Origin of the sequence: Allobosea sp. TAF32, assembly GCF_052113585.1 — a bacterium.
Lineage (GTDB): Bacteria > Pseudomonadota > Alphaproteobacteria > Rhizobiales > Beijerinckiaceae > Allobosea.
Genome location: NZ_JBFRDM010000006.1, coordinates 96,360 through 119,976, shown reverse-complemented (window position 1 = coordinate 119,976; position 23,617 = coordinate 96,360). Strand labels below are relative to the sequence as shown.

General features: G+C 66.4%; 23 protein-coding genes. 9 read left to right on the top strand and 14 right to left on the bottom strand.

What is annotated here, in order from left to right; translation table 11 throughout:
• Positions 1-89 precede the first annotated feature (89 nt).
• Together AB4Z16_RS14100 and pth are read left to right on the top strand one after the other, a co-directional pair.
• On the top strand, positions 90-710 hold the full coding sequence (locus AB4Z16_RS14100; RefSeq protein WP_441511983.1) for a 50S ribosomal protein L25/general stress protein Ctc: 621 nt from the start codon (positions 90-92) through the stop codon (positions 708-710).
• Positions 711-861: 151 nt separating this feature from the next.
• A complete protein-coding gene (gene pth, locus AB4Z16_RS14095; RefSeq protein ID WP_441511982.1) occupies positions 862-1,476 on the top strand; it encodes an aminoacyl-tRNA hydrolase in 615 nt (204 codons plus the stop codon).
• 3 nt (positions 1,477-1,479) lie between these two features.
• Here the strand turns inward: pth and AB4Z16_RS14090 are convergent, their stop codons facing one another.
• Positions 1,480-2,085 (bottom strand): hypothetical protein, encoded by a 606-nt coding sequence (locus AB4Z16_RS14090; protein ID WP_441511981.1) that lies wholly within the window; start codon positions 2,083-2,085, stop codon positions 1,480-1,482.
• Positions 2,086-2,291: 206 nt separating this feature from the next.
• On the opposite strand from AB4Z16_RS14090, the gene ychF reads away from it, so the two are divergent.
• Both ychF and AB4Z16_RS14080 read left to right on the top strand, forming a co-directional pair.
• Positions 2,292-3,389, top strand: a complete 1,098-nt coding sequence (gene ychF, locus AB4Z16_RS14085) for a redox-regulated ATPase YchF (protein WP_441511980.1) — start codon at positions 2,292-2,294, stop codon at positions 3,387-3,389.
• Between the two features lie 12 nt (positions 3,390-3,401).
• Positions 3,402-4,415 carry a MaoC family dehydratase gene (locus AB4Z16_RS14080; RefSeq protein ID WP_441511979.1) on the top strand — a complete coding sequence of 338 codons (1,014 nt, stop codon included), beginning with the start codon at positions 3,402-3,404 and terminating at the stop codon, positions 4,413-4,415.
• Positions 4,416-4,472: 57 nt separating this feature from the next.
• On the opposite strand, the gene AB4Z16_RS14075 is transcribed toward AB4Z16_RS14080, so the two are convergent.
• Positions 4,473-6,110, bottom strand: a complete 1,638-nt coding sequence (locus AB4Z16_RS14075) for a glucan biosynthesis protein G (RefSeq protein ID WP_441511978.1) — start codon at positions 6,108-6,110, stop codon at positions 4,473-4,475.
• A 304-nt stretch (positions 6,111-6,414) separates the two neighbouring features.
• Between AB4Z16_RS14075 and bglX the strand changes: the two genes are divergently transcribed.
• Positions 6,415-8,814, top strand: a complete 2,400-nt coding sequence (gene bglX / locus AB4Z16_RS14070; RefSeq protein ID WP_441511977.1) for a beta-glucosidase BglX — start codon at positions 6,415-6,417, stop codon at positions 8,812-8,814.
• Positions 8,815-8,970: 156 nt separating this feature from the next.
• On the opposite strand, the gene AB4Z16_RS14065 is transcribed toward bglX, so the two are convergent.
• The 8 genes from AB4Z16_RS14065 to AB4Z16_RS14030 form a co-directional block, all read right to left on the bottom strand.
• Entirely contained in the window at positions 8,971-9,615 is a 645-nt protein-coding gene (locus AB4Z16_RS14065) for a class II aldolase/adducin family protein (RefSeq protein ID WP_441511976.1), read from the bottom strand.
• Positions 9,612-10,721 carry an S-methyl-5-thioribose-1-phosphate isomerase gene (mtnA, locus tag AB4Z16_RS14060; RefSeq protein WP_441511975.1) on the bottom strand — a complete coding sequence of 370 codons (1,110 nt, stop codon included), beginning with the start codon at positions 10,719-10,721 and terminating at the stop codon, positions 9,612-9,614. Before mtnA ends, AB4Z16_RS14065 begins: the two co-directional genes overlap by 4 nt.
• A gap of 4 nt (positions 10,722-10,725) precedes the next feature.
• Positions 10,726-11,253: an adenine phosphoribosyltransferase gene (locus AB4Z16_RS14055; protein ID WP_441511974.1), complete on the bottom strand. Its 528-nt coding sequence runs from the start codon at positions 11,251-11,253 to the stop codon at positions 10,726-10,728.
• A gap of 75 nt (positions 11,254-11,328) precedes the next feature.
• Positions 11,329-12,204 (bottom strand): S-methyl-5'-thioadenosine phosphorylase, encoded by an 876-nt coding sequence (locus tag AB4Z16_RS14050; RefSeq protein WP_441511973.1) that lies wholly within the window; start codon positions 12,202-12,204, stop codon positions 11,329-11,331.
• Between the two features lie 141 nt (positions 12,205-12,345).
• Positions 12,346-13,224 (bottom strand): cytochrome c1, encoded by an 879-nt coding sequence (locus tag AB4Z16_RS14045; RefSeq protein WP_441511972.1) that lies wholly within the window; start codon positions 13,222-13,224, stop codon positions 12,346-12,348.
• A gap of 7 nt (positions 13,225-13,231) precedes the next feature.
• Positions 13,232-14,518: a cytochrome b gene (locus tag AB4Z16_RS14040; RefSeq protein WP_441511971.1), complete on the bottom strand. Its 1,287-nt coding sequence runs from the start codon at positions 14,516-14,518 to the stop codon at positions 13,232-13,234.
• A 53-nt stretch (positions 14,519-14,571) separates the two neighbouring features.
• Positions 14,572-15,120, bottom strand: coding sequence for a ubiquinol-cytochrome c reductase iron-sulfur subunit (petA, locus tag AB4Z16_RS14035; RefSeq protein ID WP_441511970.1), 549 nt, complete (start codon positions 15,118-15,120; stop codon positions 14,572-14,574).
• 191 nt (positions 15,121-15,311) lie between these two features.
• The gene (locus AB4Z16_RS14030; protein WP_441511969.1) at positions 15,312-17,177 is read right to left on the bottom strand and encodes an ABC transporter ATP-binding protein; all 1,866 of its coding nucleotides are present in this window, start codon (positions 17,175-17,177) and stop codon (positions 15,312-15,314) included.
• 110 nt (positions 17,178-17,287) lie between these two features.
• On the opposite strand from AB4Z16_RS14030, the gene AB4Z16_RS14025 reads away from it, so the two are divergent.
• Positions 17,288-17,785 carry a tRNA (cytidine(34)-2'-O)-methyltransferase gene (locus AB4Z16_RS14025; protein WP_441511968.1) on the top strand — a complete coding sequence of 166 codons (498 nt, stop codon included), beginning with the start codon at positions 17,288-17,290 and terminating at the stop codon, positions 17,783-17,785.
• The gene (hemF, locus tag AB4Z16_RS14020) at positions 17,757-18,689 is read left to right on the top strand and encodes an oxygen-dependent coproporphyrinogen oxidase (protein WP_441511967.1); all 933 of its coding nucleotides are present in this window, start codon (positions 17,757-17,759) and stop codon (positions 18,687-18,689) included. Before AB4Z16_RS14025 ends, hemF begins: the two co-directional genes overlap by 29 nt.
• Here the strand turns inward: hemF and AB4Z16_RS14015 are convergent.
• The 4 genes from AB4Z16_RS14015 to AB4Z16_RS14000 are packed head-to-tail and all read right to left on the bottom strand — an operon-like array spanning position 18,686 to position 21,460.
• A complete protein-coding gene (locus AB4Z16_RS14015; protein ID WP_441511966.1) occupies positions 18,686-19,924 on the bottom strand; it encodes a CCA tRNA nucleotidyltransferase in 1,239 nt (412 codons plus the stop codon). The genes hemF and AB4Z16_RS14015 overlap by 4 nt on opposite strands.
• Entirely contained in the window at positions 19,921-20,178 is a 258-nt protein-coding gene (locus AB4Z16_RS14010) for a DUF6111 family protein (protein WP_441511965.1), read from the bottom strand. The genes AB4Z16_RS14015 and AB4Z16_RS14010 overlap by 4 nt, the downstream gene beginning before the upstream one ends.
• 42 nt (positions 20,179-20,220) lie before the next feature.
• Positions 20,221-20,871, bottom strand: a complete 651-nt coding sequence (locus AB4Z16_RS14005; protein WP_441511964.1) for a CoA pyrophosphatase — start codon at positions 20,869-20,871, stop codon at positions 20,221-20,223.
• A gap of 1 nt (position 20,872) precedes the next feature.
• Positions 20,873-21,460 carry a DUF1285 domain-containing protein gene (locus tag AB4Z16_RS14000; RefSeq protein ID WP_441511963.1) on the bottom strand — a complete coding sequence of 196 codons (588 nt, stop codon included), beginning with the start codon at positions 21,458-21,460 and terminating at the stop codon, positions 20,873-20,875.
• 203 nt (positions 21,461-21,663) lie between these two features.
• On the opposite strand from AB4Z16_RS14000, the gene AB4Z16_RS13995 reads away from it, so the two are divergent.
• Positions 21,664-22,686 carry an AAA family ATPase gene (locus AB4Z16_RS13995; RefSeq protein ID WP_441511962.1) on the top strand — a complete coding sequence of 341 codons (1,023 nt, stop codon included), beginning with the start codon at positions 21,664-21,666 and terminating at the stop codon, positions 22,684-22,686.
• A gap of 4 nt (positions 22,687-22,690) precedes the next feature.
• A complete protein-coding gene (locus AB4Z16_RS13990) occupies positions 22,691-23,608 on the top strand; it encodes a DUF58 domain-containing protein (protein WP_441511961.1) in 918 nt (305 codons plus the stop codon).
• Positions 23,609-23,617: the final 9 nt, after the last annotated feature.

Below are 23,617 nucleotides of genomic sequence, written 5' to 3'. Positions count from 1 at the left end.
GTCCCGCTGACACCCTTGGAGGCTCTGGACGCGCAAGCCGATGGCCGCCACGAGGCGGCCTTGTCATTTACAAGTCAAGGACATCCAACATGACCGCCGTGAAGCAAATCGAGGCTTCGGCGCGCGCACAGGTCGGCAAGGGGGCCGCCCGTGCTGTTCGCCGCCAGGGCCAGACGCCTGCCGTGATCTATGGTGGGGGCGCCGCTCCCGAAGCCATCGCGCTCGACGCCAACAAGACCCGCCAGCTGATTTTCGGCGGCCACTTCCTGACCACGATCTTCGAGATCAGCGTCGCGGGCAAGAAGCAGCGCGTCATTCCGCGCGACTACCAGCTCGACCCGGTCAAGGACTTCCCGATCCACGTCGACTTCCTGCGCGTCGCCAAGGGCCAGACCGTCACGGTCCAGGTCCCGGTTCACGTCACCGGTCAGGAAGCCAGCCCCGGCGTCAAGGCCGGCGGCCTGGTCCAGATCATCGAGCACGCACTTGAGGTCACCGTCGAGCCCGACAGCATTCCGGAGTCCATCGACGTGTCAGTGGCCGGCCTGAACGTCGGCGACTCCGTCCACGCCGATGCCATCAAGCTCCCGGCCGGTGCCAAGCTTTCCATCGGTTCGGACGCCACGATCATCGCGATCTCCGCGCCGACCGTCGAGGCAGAGCCCGCTGCCGACGCAGCCGCCGAGGCTCCGGCCGAAGCCAAGGCGTGAGAAACGGCGCCGTCTGGCGCCGCTTCCGCCTTTCATTCTACCGAGACGGCCGGGTTTTCCCGGCCGTCTTGCTTTGGCATCGGACCGAAAAGTGGAATCCACGTCTTCGGATGAATCCGATGCTGATCCATGAGCCTGCCGGAGTTCCGCCATGCTGATCTTTGCCGGCCTCGGCAATCCCGGCGCGCGCTATGCCCGCAACCGGCACAATATCGGCTTCATGGCCGTCGAGGAGATCGCCCGCCTCCATCGCGCCTCGCCCTGGCGCGTGCGTTTCCAGGCGGAATCCTGCGAAGCCACGATCGGCGGCGAGAAGGTGATCCTGCTCAAGCCGCAGACCTACATGAACGAATCGGGCCGCTCGATCGGTGAGGCCGCGCGCTTCTTCAAGATCGCGCCTGCGGACGTCGTCGTCTTCCATGACGAGCTCGACCTGGCTCCCGCGAAGCTGCGCGTGAAGCTCGGCGGCGGCAATGCCGGCCATAACGGCCTGCGCTCGACCACGGCCGCGATCGGCAACGACTACCGCCGCGTCCGCATGGGCATCGGCCATCCCGGCCTGAAAGAGCTGGTCCATGGCTATGTGCTGAACGATTTCGGCAAGGCCGAGCAGCCCTGGGTCGAGGACCTCTGCACGGCCTGCGCCGATCACGCGCCCCTGCTCGCGGCACATGACGACACGGGCTTCCAGAACAAGGTGCATCTCTTCATGGACGCACGCGGCCATGGCGCCGTGAAGCGACTGGGCGAGAAGAGCGAAGGCTGAACGTCAGAGCGGCAGTTTCGCGCCCGATTTCGCGACCGTCACGCGGCTCGTGCTGTAGCTGCCATCGGCCTGCCGACTCGCCGTCATCGCGACCTGGGCGCCGGGCGTGAGCTCGCTCGCCTCGGCCGGTGCCGCCATCAGGATGGTCGCCTCAGGCGTGATCGCGACCTTCTGCTCGCCGCCGGGATAGCTCAGGACGAGATTGGCGCCGTCGACCCATGCAACCGTCTCGGCCACGGTCGCGTTCGTCATGGTCGCGTCAGGCAGCACCGCCCAGGGGCGGTGCCCCTCCCCGGTCCCGCGCTGCGTCTCCGGGAAGATCATGACCTGCACCGCCAGCAGCGTGCCGTCCGGCTGGGGCTTGGCGCCGACCCCGATGAAACTCCCCTTCGCGATGTCGGACGCCTTCGCGGGCACGACCCCGCCGGTGGAGAATCCTGGCGCGAGCGCGACTTTGAACTGCCGCCCATCCGCCGCCCTGAGATCCAGAGTCGAGCCTTCCATGCGCTCCACCGTGCCACGCAATCGCGTCCCCGGCACCTGCGCGACGGCCAGGCCTCCGGCCAGAGCGAAGATCGGCAGGGTAAGGGCGAAACCAAAACGATTCATAGCGATGCTCCGGACCGCGCAGGCGAACGCGGCAGGCGATCCAGCATCAGCATCCGACCCCTCGCCATGCACGTTCGCGTGAGCGGCGCATCGGCCAGAAGGCGCGCGGCACTTGTCTTTATCGCGCAAGCCCCCCAATAAGGCCGCAACTTTCAAAGCTTCACGCCCGGCGGCGGCTCCGTCCGCGGGCAACGGAACAGGCGACCATGGGCTTCAAATGCGGAATCGTCGGCCTGCCGAATGTCGGCAAGTCGACCCTCTTCAACGCGCTGACGCAGACTGCCGCGGCGCAGGCCGCCAACTACCCGTTCTGCACCATCGAGCCGAATGTCGGCGATGTCGCGGTGCCCGACGAGCGGCTTGAGCAACTCGCCGCCATCGCCGGCTCGAAGGAGATCATCCCGACGCGACTGACCTTCGTCGACATCGCCGGCCTCGTGCGCGGCGCCTCGAAGGGCGAAGGGCTGGGCAACCAGTTTCTCGCCAATATCCGCGAATGCGACGCCATCGCCCATGTCGTGCGCTGCTTCGAAGACGGCGACATCACCCATGTTGAAGGCAAGGTCGCGCCCATCGACGACATCGAGATCATCGAGACCGAGCTGATGCTCGCCGATCTCGAAAGCCTCGAGAAGCGCGTCCAGCCACTGGAGAAGAAGGCCAAAACCGGCGACAAGGACGCCAAAGAACTGGCCGATCTGATGAACCGCTGCCTCGTGCTGCTACGCGACGGCAAGCCGGCCCGCCTCGTCCAGGTCGCAGCCGAGGAGCGCCGGCCTTTCGAGCTGCTCGGCCTGCTCTCGTCCAAGCCCGTGCTCTATGTCTGCAATGTCGAGGAAGCCAGCGCCGACAAAGGCAACGCCTTCTCCGTGCAGGTGAAGAAGCGCGCCGCCGAGGAAGGCGCCGTCGCCGTCGTCGTCTCGGCCAAGATCGAGAGCGAGATCGCGGTTCTGCCGCCCGAGGAGCAGACCGAATATCTGGAAGCCGTGGGACTGGAGGAGCCGGGGCTCAACCGTGTCATCCGCGCCGGCTACAGCCTGCTCAACCTCGTGACCTATTTCACCGTCGGCCCGAAGGAAGCCCGCGCCTGGACGATCGAGAAGGGCACCAAGGGGCCGCAGGCCGCCGGCGTGATCCATACCGATTTCGAGAAGGGCTACATCCGCGCCGAGACGATCGCCTATGACGACTACGTCGCCAACAAGGGCGAGTCGGGCGCGCGCGAAGCCGGCAAGTTCCGCCTCGAAGGCAAGGAGTACGTCGTCGCCGACGGAGACGTGCTGCACTTCCGTTTCGCGACCTGAGAAAGCCCGCCGATGCTGCAGTTCGAGGATTTCGTCCCAGGCGAGAGCGTCCTCTCGCACAGCATCGCCGTCTCTGAGGACGATATCGTCGCCTTCGCCTCGCGCTATGACGCGCAGGACTTCCATGTCGATCCGGAAGCCGCGAAGGCGAGCTTCGTCGGCCGCCTGATCGGCTCCGGCTGGCATAGCTGCTCGCTGCTGATGCGGCTGATGGCGGAGAGCTTCCTGCTCGACTCGACCGGCATGGGCGCGCCGGGCATCGAGGAGGTGAAGTGGCTGCGCCCGCTCCTTCCCGGCGACAGCGTCACCGCCCGCCGCACCGTGATCGAGACCAAGACCTCCCGCTCGCGGCCCGAAATGGGCCTCGTGCGCTTCCGGCTCGAATTGCTCAACCAGCGCGGTGAACCGCTGCTTGAGCAAATCAACTGGATCATGTTCGGCCGGAAGGATTCCGGCGTCTCCCCTCAGCCACAGGGCGATTGGCTCGCGCATTCGCCGCGCTACGAACGCCCGGCCTTGGAGAGCCCGCTTGAGGCGCCTTCAGAAGGTCCCGAGCCCACCCGCTTCTTCGAGGAGCTCGCCATCGGCAGCCGCCACGAGCTCGGCAGCTTCGTCTTCACCGCGGATGAAATCATCGCCTTCGCCCGTAGCTTCGACCCGCAGCCCTTCCACATGGACGAGGCGGCGGCGCGCGTCAGCCTGTTCGGCCGGCTCGCCGCTTCAGGTTGGCATACCGCGGCGGTCTGGATGGCGACCATGGTTTCGCACCGCAGGCGCCAGCTCGCCGCGACGACCGGGCGCCCTGCCCGCCTCGGCCCCTCGCCCGGCTTCAGGAATCTGCGCTGGTCGAAGCCGGTCCTCGCCGGCGATCGCATCACCTATTTCTCGGAGGTGGTGGATAAGCGCGAGAGCGCCTCGCGCCCGCAATGGGGCCTGTTCTTCCACCGCAACACCGGCATCAACCAGCGCGGCGAAGAGGTCTTCCGCTTCGACGGCTGCGTCTTCGTCGAGCGGAAACCCGCCTGATCCCAAATCCCGACTGCCGTCCCTGTAGACGGCAGTCTCGGCGAAGCCGGGCCAGCGTCAGGGCTTCGGCTCGACCAGCTCGGACCTCTGACCTTCGATCGCCTTGAAGGGATTGAGATAGGATTCCCTTGCCTTTGCAGCCGGCAAAGGGGGAATTCTCAGATCCCAAGTCTCGGTCAGCGCGCGGTCACCTTGCTTCAGCACTGCGCGCAAATCGGACGACACCGCCGGATTCTTGACCTTTACCCTATAGGTCAGGCGCCAGCCCTGAATGGCCGGGTTGGGTTGAAGGTCGGTTCCGACGATCTCGACATTGTCGTTGGCCGTGACCTCGGCCGTGATCTTCGCCTGCGGCGAAAGCTTGCGCAACGAAGGCCCCTTGAAGTCGATCAGGAACGCCTGCGTCCCGTCGCCCGCGCGAATGAGGTTGGACTGATAGAACTCCCCGGTAGAGCGTATGGTCTGCCAGACATAGGACGTACCGTCCTTCAAGATCGCCGGCTCGTCCATCGTCCAGTGCATCCTATAGTCGAACTGCAGCGGCTGGCCCGGTGCCGGCATGCTTTCCGGCACCCAGAAGGCGACGATGTTGTCGTTGGTCTCGTCCGCCGTCGGGATTTCGACGAGACGCACGCTGCCCTTGCCCCAATTGTTGGTCGGCTCGATCCAGGCGCTCGGGCGCAGATCGTACCGATCCTTCAGATCTTCGTAGCGCGTGAAGGAGCGTCCACGCTGGAGCAGCCCGAAGCCCTTCGGATTCTCGGCCGGGAAATTGGTTACGGCCACCGCGGATGGCGGGTTGCCGAGCGGGCTCCAGGTCCACTTGCCGTCGCCACCTTGAATGGCGAGCCCGTTGGAATCATGGATGGCCGGCCGGAAGTTATAGGTCGGCGAAGGCTGGTTGGGGCCGAAGAGGAACATGCTGGTCAGCGGCGCGATGCCGAGCGTGCGCGGCGCCGCCCCCTCGCGCATGAAGACGCGCGCCTTGACGTTCAGCACGGTGTCGGCGCCCGGCACCAGCGTGAATTCATAGGCGCCGGTCGCCCGTGGCGAATCCATCAGCGCATAGAAGGTCAGTTGCTTGTCCTGGGGCTTCGGGCGGCGCAGCCAGAATTCGCGGAATTTGGGGAACTCCTCGGTGATCGGCAGGCCGGTATCGATGGCCAGGCCGCGCCCCGAGAGGCCGTAGATCTGGCCCTTGCCGATGACGCGGAAATAGCTCGCGCCCAGCACGCTCATGATCTCGTCGAGCTTGCCGGCCTGGTTGATCGGATAGACCACCCGGAAACCGGCCCAGCCGAGCTTGCTGGTCTCGGCTGGGTCGAAATGCAGGTCGGCAAAGTCGAAACGCCCGGCGTCATAGGGGATCTCGTGCACGACGCCATTGACGATCTCGTTGATCTTCACCGGCGTGTTGAACTGCATGCCCTGATGATAGAAGGCCAGCTTGAAGGGCGTCCGCAACTCCGTCCAGGCGAAGCGGTCACGCCGCGGCTGCATCTTCTGGTAGTCGGCGAATTGCATCTTGCTGAACACGTCGGGCAGGTTGCTGACCGGGGTCACGTAAGGCTTGTCCGCCAGCGCCTTCGCCTTCGCGAGCACGTCCTCGAGCCCGAAATCCGCCGGGCGCTTCTGCGCGAAGGCAGAGGTCCCGACGAGCGCTCCGAGCGCCAGGCAGCCGGCAGCCAGGCTCAACCGGGCCAAACCCGACCTGCTGCAGGTCGCTGCGCATTGCCTCAAAGCCAACACCAGCATGCGTCGGGCCGAAGAAGAAAACCGGGCCATATCAAGGGCCCCGTCACCAGAACGGGTCGACAAGTTCACAACAGCTCCTTAAAGATGCACGCTGGCGGGGCGGAGTGCGCCCGTCCCATGTCGGCAGCGGCGCACGCGAGCACAAATGCCCATCATCGACACAAGGGTCAAGGAAGAGCGTCGTTCTTCCGCAACCGCTCCGCGCCGCCCTTGGCCTTCGTCAACCTGAATGAACGAACTCAGCATGAACAATTCGAACGGTACGCCGGTCGCTGATGGGCTGGATGCGATGCCTTGTACTGATGAGACGGAGAAGGGCCTGTCCCGGCGCCAGGCTTTGGGCGCGATGGCTTCGGTCGCGATGGCAGCGGGAATGACGGCGCAATCGGCCGCAGCAGCGCCGAAACAGGCCCTCAACCTGACCGGTCCCGTCAGCAAGCAGGCTTTCATCGACGACCTGATCAAGCGCATGACGGTCGAGGAAAAGATCGGCCAGCTCCGTCTGATCAGCATCGGCCCCGAGATGCCGCATGCCAAGCTGATGGACGAGGTCGCGGCGGGGCGCATCGCGGGCTCGTTCAACACCGTCATCCGGCGCGACAATCGGCCGCTGCAGGAGGCGGCCGTCAAGCGCAGCCGCCTGAAGATCCCGCTCTTCTTCGCCTATGACGTAGTCCACGGCCACCGCACCACCTTCCCCATCCCGCTCGGGCTGGCGGCGAGCTTCGACATGGCCACGATCGAGCGGATGGCCCGCGTCTCGGCCATCGAGGCCTGCAACGACGGCGTGGACATGACTTTCGCGCCGATGGTCGACATCAGCCGCGATCCGCGCTGGGGCCGCACCTCGGAGGGCTTCGGCGAAGACCCCTATCTCGTTTCCGAATGCGCAAGGGCCAGCGTCCGCGGTTTCCAGGGCGACGCGACCGACCGCCCGGACAGCATCATGGCGGCGGTCAAGCATTTCGCGCTTTACGGCGCCGTCGAGGGCGGGCGCGACTACAACACGGTCGATATGAGCCCGCTGCGCATGCATCAGGTCTATCTGCCGCCCTACCGTGCCGCGATCGAGGCCGGGGCCGGCGGCGTGATGGTCGCGCTCAATTCGATCAACGGCGTACCCGCGACCTCCAACACCTGGCTGATGCAGGATCTGCTGCGCAAGCAGTGGGGCTTCGATGGCGTGACCGTCAGCGACCACGGCGCAATCACGGAGCTGACGCGCCATGGCGTCGCGCGCGACGCGCGTGAGGCGGCCAAGCTCGCCATCAAGGCGGGCATCGATCTCAGCATGGCCGATCAGGTCTATCTTGCCGAGCTGCCGGGCCTCATCGCCTCGGGCGAGGTCAAGATGGCCGAACTCGACGCCTGCGTCCGAGAGGTGCTGGGCGCAAAATACGATCTGGGCCTGTTCGCCAACCCGTTCCTGCGCATGGGCAAGCCCGCCGACGACCCGGTGAACGAGAAGGCCGACAGCCGCCTCCACCGCCAGCCGGCGCGGGAGATTGCCCGCCAGACCATCGTGCTGCTGGAGAACCGCAACCAGACGCTGCCGCTGAAGAAGACCGGAACCATCGCGCTCGTCGGGCCTCTGGCCGATTCCGGGCTCGATATCCTCGGCAGCTGGTCCGCCCAGGGCGTAGCCGAGCAGGCCGTGACGGTGCGGGCTGGCATTGAGAAGGCGATCGAGGGCAAGGCGCGCCTCCTGACCGCTCGCGGCTCCAACGTCCTCGACGACCAGAAGGTCGTCGAATACCTGAACTATCTGAACTGGGACAAGCCTGAGGTCGTCCAGGATCCACGCAGCCCCGAGGAGATGATCCAGGAGGCCGTGTCGGTCGCCAAGCAGGCCGATGTGGTCATCGCCGTCGTCGGCGAAGTCCGCGGCATGTCGCATGAGTCATCGAGCCGCATCAGTATCGAGATGCCCGGTTCGCAGCGCGCCCTGCTCAAGGCCGTCAAGGCGACCGGCAAGCCGCTCATCGTCGTGCTGATGAACGGCCGCCCGCTCGCGCTGGGCTGGGAAAAGGACAATGCCGACGCGCTGCTGGAGACCTGGTACACCGGAACCGAGGGCGGCAACGCCATCGCCGACGTGCTGTTCGGCGACCACAACCCCTCGGCCAAGCTGCCGATCTCCTTCCCCCGCTCCGCCGGTCAGATCCCGACCTACTACAACCCTCTGCGGATCGGGCGCCCCTTCACCCCGGGCAAGCCGGGCAACTACACCTCGCAGTATTTCGAGGAGGAGCAGGGCCCGCTCTATCCCTTCGGCTTCGGGCTGAGCTACAGCCGTTTCGCCCTATCCAATCTGAAGCTCTCGGCGGCCCGGATCACGCGGGACCAACGCCTGACTGCAGAGGCGACGTTGACCAATGAAGGCACCTATGAGGGCGCCAACGTCGTGCAGCTCTACATTGCCGACCCCTACGCCTCGATCGCACGCCCGATCAAGGAGCTGAAGGGTTTCCAGAAGGTGACCCTCAAGCCCGGCGAGAGCCGCGTGGTGCGCTTCGAGATCGGCAAGGAGCAGCTCAAATTCATCAATGCCGAACTCAAGGAAGTCGTCGAGAGCGGACGCTTCGAGGTGCAGCTCGGCCTCGACTCCAGGGACGTGCTCGAGCAGGCCTTCATGCTCGACTAGGCCCGCCCCCGATCAGGTTGCGCTCCGATCTGATCGGCGCAAGCTCTCGGTCGGGATGCCATCCTGGTACGACGGAACCAGTTCAGAACGAAAAATACCCTGCTGCGTTCATCGCGGCAGGGTGATCACAGGTGCCAGGCCGGCGCGGCGACGGCTTCAGCCGACCTTGCCGTAGCCCGCGAACTTCGCGCCGACGCGTTCCATCTCGGCAGCGTCGAGGATGACCGGCTCGAGCCCGGCTGCCAGGATATCGAGATACTGGCCGGCGAGATTTTCGACCTCAGCGACTATCGTATGAGCACCGGCCAGCGTCTGGCCGAGCGCGATGACGCCGTGATTGGCGAGCAGTACCGCCTTGCGCCCCTCCAGCCCCTTCACGGCATTGGCCGCAAGTTCCGGCGTCCCGAAGGTCGCGTAGTCGGCACAGCGCACATCGGCGCCGCCGCAGAGCGCGATCATGTAATGGAACGCCGGGATGCCGCGGCGGGCGCTGGAGAGCGCCGTGGCGCGCGGGGAATGGGTGTGCACGATCGCCTGCGCATCCGGGCGGGCCTTGTAGATCTCGACATGGAAGGGCCATTCCGAGGAAGGCTTGCGCGCGCCGCTGAGCACCGTTCCGTCGAGGGCCAGATGGATCAGGTCCTCCGGCTTCGTCTGGGCGTAGGGCAGTCCGGACGGGGTGATCAGCAACCCCACCCCGAAGCGCGCGGAGACATTGCCCGATTTCGACGGGCAGAAGCCCGCCCGGTCGATCGCCTGCGCGACCGCGACGATCTCCTGTCGCAGCTCCGTTTCGTTCATGCCGTCGCCTTGTTCGCCAGATCGGGGAAGAGTTGCGTGAGCCCTTCGGCGCTTGCCGCGCAGACCCCGCGTTCGGTTATGAGCCCGGTGACGAGGCGCGCCGGCGTCACATCGAAAGCCGGGTTGGCGGCACCGCTACCCGGCGCGGCGACGCGGAAAGACCGCACCTCGCCATCCTCCGCAAGCCCGGACAGATGCGTCACCTCGCGCGCGGCGCGTTCCTCGATCGGAATTTCCGCAAGGCCGTCACCGATGCTCCAGTCGATTGTCGGCGACGGCAGCGCGACATAGAATGGCACGTCGTTGTCATGTGCGGCGAGCGCCTTGAGATAGGTGCCGATTTTGTTGGCGACGTCGCCTGTGGCTGTCGTCCGGTCGGTGCCGACGATCACCATGTCGACCGCACCGCGCTGCATCAGATGCCCGCCTGCATTGTCGGTGATAACGGTGTGCGGCACGCCATGCGCGCCGAGCTCATAGGCCGTCAGCGCCGCGCCTTGATTACGCGGGCGCGTCTCGTCGACCCAGACGTGGACAGGGATTCCCGCGTCATGCGCCCGATAGATCGGCGCCAGCGCCGTGCCCCAATCCACGGTAGCGATCCAGCCGGCATTGCAATGGGTCAGGATATTGACCGGCTGCCCCGCCGGCTTCCGCCCAGCGATCTCACGGATGAGCGGCAGGCCATGCTCGCCGATCGCGCGGCACAGCGCGACATCCTCGTCGCAGATCGCGGCTGCTTCGGCATAGGCAGCCTCCGCACGCTTCTCCGACGGCAACCCCGCGAGGATGCGGCCCATGCGCTCCAGCGCCCAGCGCAGATTGACCGCAGTCGGCCGGGTCTCGCCGAGCAGCGTCAGCGCCGCCTTCAAGGCGGCATCCGAGGCATCCGCCCGCATCGCCAGCGCCACGCCATAGGCTGCCGTCGCGCCGATCAGCGGCGCGCCGCGCACCACCATCGAGCGGATCGCATCGGCCGCCTGCTCGGCCGAGCCGAGTGACACCGTCTCGAAGCGGAAAGGCAATCGCGTCTGATCGATGACCACGACGCGCCAGCCATCCTGCGCGAGCCAGATCGTCCGATAGTGCTGGCCGTTGATCTTCATGGGCTCAAGGATCGGTGAAGGATACCAGCGTCCGTACGGGCACGCCGAGCCGGCGGATCTTGTCCGCACCGCCCAGATCGGGAAGGTCGACGATGAAGCAGGCGGCAACCACTTCAGCTCCCACCCCACTCAGCAGATTGACGGCCGCTTCGGCCGTGCCGCCGGTCGCGACGAGATCGTCGACCAGCAGGACCCGCTCGCCCGGTTGGACGGCATCACGATGGATCTCGATCTCGTCGGTGCCGTATTCGAGCGCATAGGTCGCTCGCAGCGTCTCGAGCGGCAGCTTGCCCTTCTTCCGGACGGGGATGAAGCCGGCCGAGAGCTGATGTGCCACGGCGCCGCCGAGGATGAAGCCGCGCGCTTCGATGCCGGCAATCTTGGCAATCTTCAACCCCGCGAAGGGCTGCACCAGCTCGTCCACGGCGCGGCGGAAGGCCCGCGCATCGCCGAGCAGCGTCGTGATGTCGCGAAAGACAATGCCGGGCCGAGGATAGTCCGGAATCGCGCGGATGCTGTCGGCAAGGTTCATGGGCGTCGTCTCGGATAGGGTGACGGACGCCTTGGTCGGACGTCGAGCCGGCTTCGTCAAGGGCGCGGCCATCAATCAGCCCCTGAGTACGCGCCCGGCGACCGCGTCGAGCTTCGCCAGCAGGGCGGGATCGCGGAACGCGGGCGCAGTGATGATCGCATTGTCGAGGGCGTTGTGCGAGCCGGCCGGGCAACGTTCCCGCTCGGCCGGGAAATCGGCGGCGAGCCGGGCAATGAGGTGACGAGCCTTGTCGGCGTTCTCATGCAGCACTGCCACGACCGAGGCAACGTCCACGGCACCGTGCAGCTCATGCCAGCAATCGTAATCCGTCACCATGGCGACGGTGGCGTAGGTGATCTCGGCCTCGCGCGCGAGCTTGGCCTCCGGCATCGCCGTCATGCCGATGAGGTCGTAGCCGAGGCCGCGATAGGTCATCGATTCCGCATAGGTCGAGAATTGCGGCCCTTCCATCGTCACAAGCGTTCCGCCGCGCACGAAGGGCAGATCCTCCGCTTCCGCCGCCGCCGCGATGCGCCCCTGCAGCGCCGGGCCAACCGGATGAGCGACGGAGACGTGGGCGACGCAGCCCTTGCCGAAGAAGGAGCTCTCCCGACGCGTGGTGCGATCGACGAACTGGTCAACCAGGACGAACAGTCCGGGATAGAGCTCGGCCTTGTAGGAACCGCACGCCGACAGAGAGACGAGATCGGTCACGCCCGCGCGCTTGAGCACGTCGATATTGGCGCGATAGTTGATCTCGGAAGGCGGAATGGCATGGCCGCGCCCATGCCGCGGCAGGAAGACGATCTTGGTCGAGCCGATTCGGCCGATCCGCAGCGCATCCGAAGGTTCGCCCCAGGGGCTGTCGATGCGCTCCTCGCGGAGGTCGCTGAGGCCCGGCAGATCGTAGATACCCGATCCGCCGATGATTCCGAGAACGGCTTCGCTCATGGCTGTTTCCCTGTTGCGGGCGCGGAAAGGACCATCTTTCGATGACGGTCGCAACACAGCGCAGAGAGTTCCGGCGGCGCCATTGCCCGATAGCAAAAAGGCCCCGTCTCCGGGGCCTTTCGCAAGATCGTCATTCCCGGCTCAGTGGGCGGGCGAGCCGTCCGGCATGCGCGACCACACCTTCTTCTTGGTGTAGTAGAGCAGGAACGAGAAGGCGACGAGGAAGAGCATCACCTGCATGCCCAAGCGCTTGCGCGCTTCCATATGCGGCTCGGCCATCCAGACCATGAAGGCCGCGACGTCGCGCGCATACTGGTCGACCGTTTCCGGCACCGGCGACTTGCCGTCCGGGCCCTTCGGATACTCGACCTGCCCGTCGCTCAGCGGCTTCGGCATCGCGATCAAGTGACCGGGCATATACCTGTTGTAGTTCTGCCCCGGCAGAAGCGTCACGCCGGCCGGCGGCTCCTCATAGCCCACCATCAGGGCATGGATGTAGTCCGGCCCCTGCTCCTGATACTGGGTGAAGATGTCGAAGATGAAGGTCGGGAAGCCGCGCACATAGGTGCGGGCCTTGGCCAGAACCGAGAAGTCCGGCGGATAGGCACCGCCCTGGGCCGCGCGGGCCGCCTGCTCGTTCGGGAACGGCGACGGGAAGCGGTCAGCCGGCCGGCCCGGCCGGTCGAACATCTCGCCCTGCTCGTTCGGGCCGTCCTTGATCTGATAGGTCGCGGCAAGCGCGGCGACCTGGCCGGGCGTGAATTCGGGACCGCCCGGCTGCGACAGGTTGCGGAAGGCGACAAGGCTGGCGCCGTGACAGGCCGCGCAGACTTCCTTGTAGACCTTGAAGCCGCGCTGAAGCTGGGCCCGGTCGAACTTGCCGACGGGGCCGGAGAACGACCAGCTCAGCGCCGGCGGCTGGAAGCCACCTTCGGCCGCCTGCGCCGCCGGCTGGAACAGCACCAGCGACAGGCCGGCAGCGAGCCCGGTCAGGGTAAGACGAAACGATGTTCTGCTCATGGTTCCGTCAGCCCTTGACGTTCGGTTCGGCAGCGGTGGCGGTCGCGATGCGCGCCGCCGAGCCGTTCTTGGCGGAAGCAGCGAGCACGGCATCGGCGATCGAGGTCGGCAGCGCCTTAGGCCGCTCGAACAGGCCGACGACGAAGAGCGCGACGAAGAAGCCGAAATACAGCACGGTGAAGATCTGCGAGGCGATGACGTAGCCGCCGTCCGCCGGCATGGCGCCGAGATAGCCCAGGCCGATGCAGACCAGGACGAAGGCCCAGAAGAGCTGGCGCGCGATCGGGCGGTAGCTCATCGACTTCACCTTGGAGGTGTCGATCCAGGGCAGGAAGGCGAGCACGACGATGGCCGAGCCCATGGCCAGCACGCCGCCGAGCTTGTCGGGGATGGCGCGCAGGATCGCGTAGAACGGCAGGAAGTACCATTCGGGGACGATGTGCGCCGGCGTCGCGGCCGGGTTCGCCACGATGTAGTTGTCGGCGTGACCCAGGAAGTTCGGCTGGTAGAACACGAACCAGGAGAACAGGATCATGAACACGACCATGCCGAAGATGTCCTTGACGGTCGCATAGGGCGTGAAGGGCACGGTGTCCTTCTCGACGTTCTTCACCTCGACGCCGGTCGGGTTGTTCTGGCCGACGACGTGCAGCGCCCAGATATGCAGCACGACGACGCCGAAGATCATGAACGGCAGCAGATAGTGCAGCGAGAAGAAGCGGTTCAGCGTCGGGTTGTCGACCGAATAGCCGCCCCACAGGAAGGTGACGATCGTCTCGCCGATCACCGGCAATGCCGAGAACAGATTGGTGATGACGGTAGCGCCCCAGAAGGACATCTGACCCCAGGGCAACACGTAGCCCATGAAGGCCGTCGCCATCATCAGCAGGAAGATGACCACGCCGAGGATCCAGAGCACCTCGCGCGGTGCCTTGTACGAACCGTAATAGAGCCCGCGGAAGATGTGCACGTAGACGGCGATGAAGAACATCGAGGCGCCGTTCGAGTGCAGATAGCGCAGCAGCCAGCCATAGTTCACGTCGCGCATGATGTGCTCGACGGAGTTGAACGCCAGCAGCGAATTGGCGGTGTAGTGCATCGCCAGGATCACGCCGGTGATGATCTGCGCCACCAGCATGAACACCAGGATGCCGCCGAACGTCCAAAGATAGTTCAGGTTGCGCGGCACCGGATAGGAGACTGCCGAATCATGAGCCAGCCGGATGATCGGCAGGCGGGCGTCGAGCCAGCGTTCGATGCCGGTCTTCGGAACGTAGGAACTGTGACCACTCATGAAGAATGCCTCAAGGCTGTCTCATCTTGGCGGGAAAGCGTCGAGCGCATTGCTCAGCCGATCTTGATCTTGGTGTCCGCGGTGAAGGCGTAAGGCGGAACCGGCAGGTTGAGCGGTGCCGGGCCCTTGCGGATGCGGCCGGAGGAATCGTAGTGCGAGCCGTGGCAGGGGCAGAACCAGCCGTCGTAGTCGCCCTTGGGCTCGCCGGGCGCGGTGCCGAGCGGGATGCAGCCGAGATGGGTGCAGTTGCCGAAGACGATGAGATACTGCTCATGGCCGGCCTTCGTGCGCTGCTGGTCGGTCTGCGGGTCGCGCAACGTGCTGACATCGACGGCGAGCGCCTCGTCGATCTCCTTCTTGGTGCGATGGCGCACGAAGATGGGTTTGCCGCGCCAGAAGATCTTGATTGCCTGGCCTTCGGCGATCGGTGCCAGATCGACGTCGACCGGCGCGCCGGCCGCGACGGTCTGCGCATCGGGAGCGAGCTGGCTGATCAGGGGGACGATGACAGCGCCGATGCCGACGGCGCCTGCAGCCCCGGTCGTAAGCATCAGGAAATCGCGGCGGGTTGTTCCGGTCGATGTATCGGTCGCGTTCGCCACGATCCAATCCTCTTACACGTCTTGCGAGCTGGAACAGCTCGAAATTGTCGCCTCTCGCCCTCATAGGGGCGCGCCACGACCGCCGCAATGCGGCGGTGCGTCACCTCGGGCTCTTTGACATGCAGATTGGACGAAGTCTACTGTCGCGAACCTCCCGCCCATGCATGGCGCACAGTTCGCAGGCGAGGACCTCAGACGGCGAGCTTTTCCGGATCGGCGGCGGCAAGGAAACCACCCGATTGCCGCGCCCACAGCCGGGCGTAGAGCCCGCCTCGCCGGATCAACTCCTCATGGCTTCCGGTCGCCACGATCCGCCCCTGATCGAGCACGATCAGCCGGTCGAGCGCGGCGATCGTCGATAGTCTATGCGCGATCGCGATCACGGTCTTGCCTTGCATCAGCGCGGCGAGCTGCTGCTGGATGGCCGCCTCGACCTCTGAATCCAGCGCCGAGGTCGCCTCGTCGAGAATCAGGATCGGCGCATCCTTGAGCAGCACGCGCGCGATGGCGATGCGCTGGCGCTGGCCACCCGAGAGCTTCACGCCGCGCTCCCCGACGCGCGAATCAAAGCCCTCGCGCCCGTCCTGGTCGCCGAGCCCGAGGATGAAGTCATGCGCCTCGGCCTGTCGCGCGGCGGCGATGATCTCGGCTTCGCTCGCGCCCATCCGGCCATAGGCGATGTTGTCGCCGATCGAGCGGTGCAGCAGCGAGTTGTCCTGCGTCACCATGCCGATCTGCGCCCGCAGACTGTCCTGCGTGACATGGGCGATGTCCTGCCCGTCGATCAGGATGCGCCCGCTTTCGAGCGGGTAGAGCCGGAGCAGCAGGTTCACCAGCGTCGATTTGCCGGCGCCCGAGGGGCCGACGAGCCCGATCCGCTCGCCCGGCTTGATCTGAAGATCGAGCCCCTCGAACAGCCCGGCGCCCCGGCCGTAGTTGAAGCGGATCTTCTCGAAGCTGATCGCCCCCTTGTCGACGACGAGCGGCTGGGCGTCCGGCATATCGCGCAGATCATGCGGCTTCGCGATCGTCTCCATGCTCTCCTGCACCGAGCCGATATTCTCGAAGATGCCGCGCACCAGATGGATCAGCCACCCCGACATCTGCACGAGGCGCAGCACGAGGCCGATCGCGGCGGCGACCGCGCCCGGCGTCATCTCGCCCTGGCTCCAGAGCAGCAGGGCGAGCCAGGCGGTCGCCACGACGAGCAGGCTGTTCATCGTCTGCAGGATCACGCTCACGCCGGTGATCAGCCGCGACAGGTTGAGGAAGGAGGCGTTCCACCGCGTCAACGAGTCGCGGACGGCGGAGCGCTCGGCATCGGCCCGCGCGAACAGTTTGACCGTCAGGATGTTCGTGTAGGAATCGACGATGCGCCCCGTCGTCGTCGAACGGCCGAAGGAATTCGCCTCCGAGCGCTTTTTGGCGCGCGGCACGAAGTAGATCAGCAGCGCGACATAGGCGCCGAGCCAGACGATGACCGGCAGGGCGAGCCAGAGACTGGTCTTGCCGAAGAAGCCGATCGCCACCGTGGCGAAGACCAGCGCGTACCAGAGGTCGTCGATAACCTCGATCGTCGCGCCGCGGATCGACTGCCCGGCCTGGATGACGCGCGCCGAAAGCCGTCCTGCGAAATCGTTCTGGAAGTAACCCAGCGCATGGCCGAGCGTGTAGACATGGTTACGCCAGCGGATTTGGTTGGTGATCTGCGGCACCACGACCTGATCGACGATAGCGTGGTTGGCGAAATAGATCAGCGGCCGGACGACCACGAGCAGGAAGGCGGCGCTCGCAAGCAGCCAGCCATGATCCCGGAAGATCGTATCGGGCGACTGCGTCGAGAGCAGATCGACGAACCAGCCGACCATCAGATACATCGCCGCCTCGATGCCGCTGAAGCCGAGGCCGGTGATCATGATCGCCGCCATCCAGCCCTTCACACCCTTGATGTGGTGCCACATGAAGGGCCAGACGCCATGCGGCGGCGTCTCCTGCTCGTCGAAGGGAGCGAAGACGTCGATTCGGCTTTCGAGCCAGCGGAAGAGCGGAGCGAACATGTCTGCCTTCCCTGGAGCGGCATCGCGACGGTTTCGAGGCATATGGCCCCCGCTTGTGCGAATGGCCAGCCTGCTTGACGCATATCCGGGCGTCACCGCATGACAGGGCCATGTTGCGTCTCGCCCTGTTCCAGCCGGATATCCCGCAGAATGCCGGCACGATGATCCGCATGGCGGCTTGTCTCGGCATCGCGGTCGATATCGTCGAGCCCGCCGCATTTGACGTGTCGGACCGGCATTTCCGCCGTTCGGGCATTGATTATCTCGAGCGCGCGGCCGTCTCCCGCCACGATTCCTTCGCGGCCTTCGACCAGTGGCGGCGCGAGGCGGGGCACCGCCTCGTCCTGGCGGAGACGGACGGCGCGACCCCGCTGCCGGATTTCGTCTTCCAGCCCGGCGATATCATCCTTGTCGGGCGCGAATCGGCCGGCGTCACGCCCGCGGTGCAGGCTGCGGCCGATGCCAGCCTTCACATCCCGATGCGCCCGGCTTTGCGATCGCTCAATGTCGCGCTTGCGGCGGCGATGGTAATGGGTGAGGCGTTGCGACAGACAGGCGGCTTTCCGCGCCGCGATGGACATGACCATGAACAAGCCCAAGCCCGCTGAAGCTGCGCCCGCCGATCCGGCTGTCGTCGAGGCGATGAAGCCCCGCACGGCGGCGTGGTTCGAGAATCTCCGCGACCGGATCTGCGCCGCCTTCGAGGAGATCGAGGACGAGGCTGCGGGTCCCTTCCCGTCTGAGACCGACCGGCCCGGCCGCTTCGTCCGCACGCCCTGGCAGCGCACCAATCACGACGGAGTTCCCGGTGGCGGCGGCGTCATGTCGATCATGAAGGGCCGTGTCTTCGAGAAGGTCGGCGTTCACGTCTCCACCGTCCATGGCAGTTTTCACCCGGATTTCGCCGGCCAGATCCCCGGCGCCTCCGACGATCCGCGCTTCCACGCCACGGGCATCTCGCTGATCGCCCATCCCTGGAACCCGCATGCGCCGACCGTGCACATGAACACCCGCTTCGTCGTCACGACGAAGCCCTGGTTCGGCGGCGGCGCCGATCTGACGCCGGTGCTGGATGCCCGGCGCAATCAGGACGATCTGGATTCGCGGGATTTCCATGCCGCGATGCGCCGGCCCTGCGACAACTTCCCGGCAGTGGCGGATTATTCCCGCTTCAAGGAGTGGTGCGACGAATACTTCTTCCTGAAGCACCGCAACGAGCCGCGCGGCATCGGCGGCATCTTCTACGACTATATCTGGACCGGCGATCCGGACGCCGATTTCGCCTTCACCAAGGCAGTCGGCGAGGCCTTTCTCGACATCTACCCCAATGTGCTCTGCCGCAATATCGGCAAGCCATGGACCGAGGCGCAGCGCCAGGAGCAGCAGGTCCGGCGCGGCCGCTATGTCGAGTTCAACCTGCTCTACGACCGCGGCACGATCTTCGGGCTGAAGACCGGCGGCAACGTCGATTCGATCCTGTCCTCGATGCCGCCGACGGTGCGCTGGCCCTAAGGCAGCGCCTCCCGGCTGGCGACGTCGAGCAGTTCGAACTGCGCGGCCCGATCGGACGGGCACCCGGCTTCGATCCAGAGCCGGCGTGCCTTCGCGAGAGCCCGCCCGATGCGCTCGCCCTTCGGCACGCCGCGGGCGAGAACATCCTGCCCGCGCGGCAGGAAAGCGGGCGTCCGGCCCAATTGGTCGACGAGATCCCGCACGCTCCTGCCGGTCTCGTCATTCGCCGAAGCGGTGAGAAGGGCTAAAGCAGCGGCCACGGCATCGCTTCCGGCGCGATCCGCGACATGGCGCAGCCGCGCCAGCGACGACAACTTCGCCTGCCCGGCGAGCCCCTCCAGCGCGAGCGCGATTCCGTCGATCCGGTCAAATTCCTCGTTCGAGAGCCGCAGCCGTGCCCGCAAGCGCGGCGCATCCTCCCGAACCGACAACGCCAGCGCCGCCAGCCGAAAAGCCGGGTCGGCGCGGTCGCCGCCCTCATCGGCGATGGCGGCGAAGCGCGAGCGATGCGGCACGCCACCGATCACGGGCATCAACAGCCCCGCCCCGGCCATCGCTTCGAGCGTGGCGCCCGCGGCCGGAGCGACCAGAAGCTTCATCAACTCGGCCCGGACGCGCTCCCGCGACAGGGCTGCGAGTCCGTCGCGGCCTGCAATGCAGGCGCGCAGCCCTTCCGCGTCGGGCGCGCCCATGCCGTAGCGGGCGTGGAAACGGAAGAAGCGCAGGATCCGCAGATAGTCTTCGCGGATGCGCGTCTCGGCATCGCCGATGAATCGGACGCGCCGCCCGGCCAGATCGGCAAGACCGGTGCTGTAATCATGCAGCTTGCCGCCGCAATCGAGCCCGAGCGCATTGATGGTGAAGTCGCGCCGCAGCGCATCCTCGGCAAAATCCCGCCCGAACAAGACCTTGGCACGTCGCCCGTCGGTCTCGACATCGCGCCGCAGGGTCGTCACCTCGAAACTCGTGCCGCCCAAGACCAGCGTCACCGTGCCATGTTCGATGCCGGTCGGCACGGCCTTGAACCCGGCCTTCCGGCCGCGCCGGATCGTCTCCTGCGGCAGGGCGGTGGTGGCGAGGTCGACGTCATCGGCCGGTTCGCCGAGCAGGAGATTGCGCACGGCTCCGCCGACGATGCGGGTTTCCTCCCCCGCCCCGTTCAGCGCGTCCAGGAGTCGGACCAAAATCGGCTCGGCCAGGAAGCGGGCGATGGCGTGTTCGTGTCCCCCGGTCATTTGAAGCGGCCGGGCACCAGCACCCCATTCTCCATATGCGGCGGCTCGTAGGCCCCCTCACTGCGCGGCGCGATGAAGCCGGTATAGGTGAGCACCGAGATCGCCAGCAGCAGGCCGGCCACAGCGAGCCAGAAGGCGTGCCGGCTCCAATGCGCGACGTCGAAAGGGTTGCGCCGCTGGACGATGAGATAGCCCGCGAAGACGCAGAAAGGCAGGACGAAGAGCAGGACCTCTTCGATGATCGCGCGCAGCATCGGCTTCGTCGTTCCCAGGCGCGCTTTCCGCGCAAGACAATCCTAACCTGCCAGCCGTTCGTAGAGATTACGGATCATGCCGGCAGTCGCACCCCAGATATAGCGGCCCTCGAACGGCATCGCATAGTAGGTGCGGAAATGCCCCTTCCATTCGCGGCCCTCCCGCTTGTGATTGGCGGGATCGAGCAGGAAGGAGAGCGGCGTCTCGAAAGCCTCGTCGACCTCGTGATGGTTGATCGCCAGCGAGAAAGGCGGCTCGATCAGCGCCACCACCGGCACGATGCGATAGCCCGTTCCGGTCAGATAGGCATCGAGGAACCCCAGCGTTCGGATGCGTTCCCGCGACAGGCCGATCTCCTCCTCCGTCTCACGCAGGGCCGTCACGACCGGCGAACCGTCGACGGCATCGACCCGCCCGCCGGGAAAGGAGACCTGCGCCGAGTGATTGCGCAGCGCCGCGGCGCGCTGGGTCAGGAGCACGGTGGGGCCCGCCTCGCGCGGCACGATGCCGATCAGCACGGCCGCGGGGACAGCGCGCTTCACGTCCGGAATCGGCACCGGCTGCGGCTGGTTCTCGTGGTCGCCGCGCGGCCGGGCGATGAGATCGCCGAGCGACGGCGGCTCGGCGCGCAGCCGCTCGCGCGCCAGCTTGGCGAAAGCATCGGTGCTGAGGTTCAGAGCCTGGCCGTTCACGTCAAATCCCGATGCCTTCGATCTCGCTCGCCGGCAGCGCCGGGTAGAACCGGCCACCCGCTGCCACCCCGAACATGGCCTGCCCAGCGGCCTCCCGCACCTCGCCGAGCGCGAGCAGATCATAGGTCAGCGCGCGCGTCAGCCGGGCCCAGAGGCCGCTACGGACATGGACATAAGGCTTCAGGCCGTCCTTCGCAGCCCGCTGGAAACGCAGGGGATGCTCCGGCCCGACGCAGAGCAGATCGTCGACCTGCGTCCGGAAGGCGATGCTCCGTTCGTCCCCCTCGCCGTCGAGCTGCATTTCGACAGCCTGAAACGGCGCATCGTCGACCTTGATTCCGACCTTTTCGACCGGCGTCACGAGAAAGTAATCGTCACCCTCGCGCTTCAGCACCGAGGAGAAAAGCTTCACCAGGGCCGGCCGGCCGATCGGCGTGCCCAGATAAAACCAAGTTCCATCGGCCGCGATCCGCATGTCGAGATCGCCGCAAAACGGCGGATTCCAGCGCTCGACCGGCGACAATCCGCGCGCCTTCCCGCTGCCCAGCGCGGCCATCAGCCGGTCCATCGCATTGCCCGGAGCCGTCATCGAAAAGCCCGTCTCCACTTGCTGCGGCATATTGATTGCACCGCGTTTCTGCCTTGAACTCCACATAATCGTGAAGCCGAGATGATGTGTACCATTCCATTCGGCGCTTGAGCCGCCGGGGTGGCCCGTCCACACTCAAGGACGGAACACACCGATCGGTTCGGATGGCGGCACAACGGCCCGCGACAGTGAAGGAGACCGACATGGCGGCGCAAGCCCGCGTGAGCGAGAGCACTTCCCCCATCGATCTCGACAGCGGGATCGTCGAGGCGGCCGAGGCCGCGCTCGGCGCCATCGGCGCGGCCCGCAAGGAGATCGGGCAGGTCATCTTCGGTCAGCAGGCGGTGGTCGACCTCTCGCTCGTCACCTTGCTGGCGGGCGGACATGGGCTGCTGGTCGGCGTGCCCGGCCTCGCCAAGACCAAGCTGGTCGAGGCGATGGGCACGGTGCTCGGCCTCGCCGCCCGGCGCGTCCAGTTCACGCCGGATCTGATGCCCTCCGACATCCTCGGCTCGGAGGTGCTCGACGAGAGCGCCGACGGCAAGCGCCATTTCCGCTTCATCAAGGGCCCGGTCTTCGCGCAGCTCCTGATGGCGGACGAGATCAACCGCGCCTCGCCCCGCACTCAATCCGCGCTGCTGCAGGCGATGCAGGAGCACCACGTCACCGTCGCCGGCGAACGCTACGATCTGCCCGCCCCCTTCCACGTCCTCGCCACCCAGAACCCGATCGAGCAGGAGGGTACCTACCCGTTGCCCGAGGCGCAGCTCGACCGCTTCCTGCTCGAGATCGATGTCGGCTATCCCGACCGCGAGGCCGAGCGGCGGATCCTGCTCGAAACCACCGGCGCGACCGAATACAAGCCGTCCCAGGCGATGACCTCGGAGACGCTGATGTCGATCCAGCGTCTGGTGCGCCGTCTGCCGGTCGGTGAAGCCGTCGTCGACGCGATCCTCGATCTCGTCCGCTCCGCCCGCCCCGGCGAAGGCGATGCCGCCATCACCGACAAGCTCGCTTGGGGGCCGGGTCCGCGTGCCAGCCAGTCGCTGACGCTCGCGGTGCGCGCCCGCGCGTTGGTCGAGGGCAGGCTCGCGCCGTCCGTGGACGATGTCGCCGCGCTCGCCCTGCCGGTCCTCAAGCACCGCGTCGCGCTGACCTTCGCCGCCCGCGCCGATGGCGAGACCGTCGAGGGCGTCATCGGCCGGCTCGTGGAACGGCTGGGATAGGCCGATGTTGCGCATGCGCGTCCTGGGCCCGAACGAGCGGAAACCGGCCAAGCCGGTTCTGACGGAATCGCTCGACCTTGCCGCGCGCCTGCCCCGCCTGATCCTCGAAGCCCGCCGCGTCTCCGCCAGCGTCCACGGCATCCACGGCAGGCGCCGCTCCGGCCCGGGCGAAACCTTCTGGCAGTACCGCCCGCTGGTTGCCGGCGAATCCGCCTCGCGCATCGACTGGCGCCGCTCCGCGAGGGACGGCCATCTCTTCGTGCGCGAGCGCGAATGGGAGGCCTCGCATTCGATCTGGCTCTGGATCGACCGTTCGCCCTCGATGGGCTTCGCCTCCTCGCTGGCGATGGCGCCGAAGGTCGACCGCGCATTGGTCGCAGGCTTCGCCCTCGCAGAAACGATGGTGGAGGGAGGCGAGCGCGTCGGCCATATCGGCCTGACGCGGGCGCTGGCCTCGCGCCGCATCGTCGAGCTGCTGGCGCAGGCCATTGCCGCCGATAGCCGCAATGGCGAGGTTGACCTCCCTCCCGGCGCGCCGCTACCGCGGCTGGCGGATGCAATCATCATCACCGACGGGCTCTCGCCCTCCGCCTCGCTGGCACAGCGCATCGCTACGATGGCGTCGTCGGGCGCGCGCGGCCATCTGCTGCTGATCGTCGATCCGATCGAGGAAACCTTCCCCTTCACCGGCCAGGCCGAGCTCTTCGATCTGGAGGATGGGCTGACGCTGCGCGTCGGCGATGCCGGCGCCTGGGGCGACGCCTATCGCCAGCGCCTCGCCGCTCATCGCGAAGCGATCGCGGAGGCCTGCCGCAAGGCCGGCTGGACCCTGACGCTTCACCGCACCGACCGTCCGGCGAGCGAAGCCGTTCTGCGCATAGCCAGCCTCGTCGCCGCTTCGCGCGGCGTCTCGGGCTTATAAGGGAGCCGC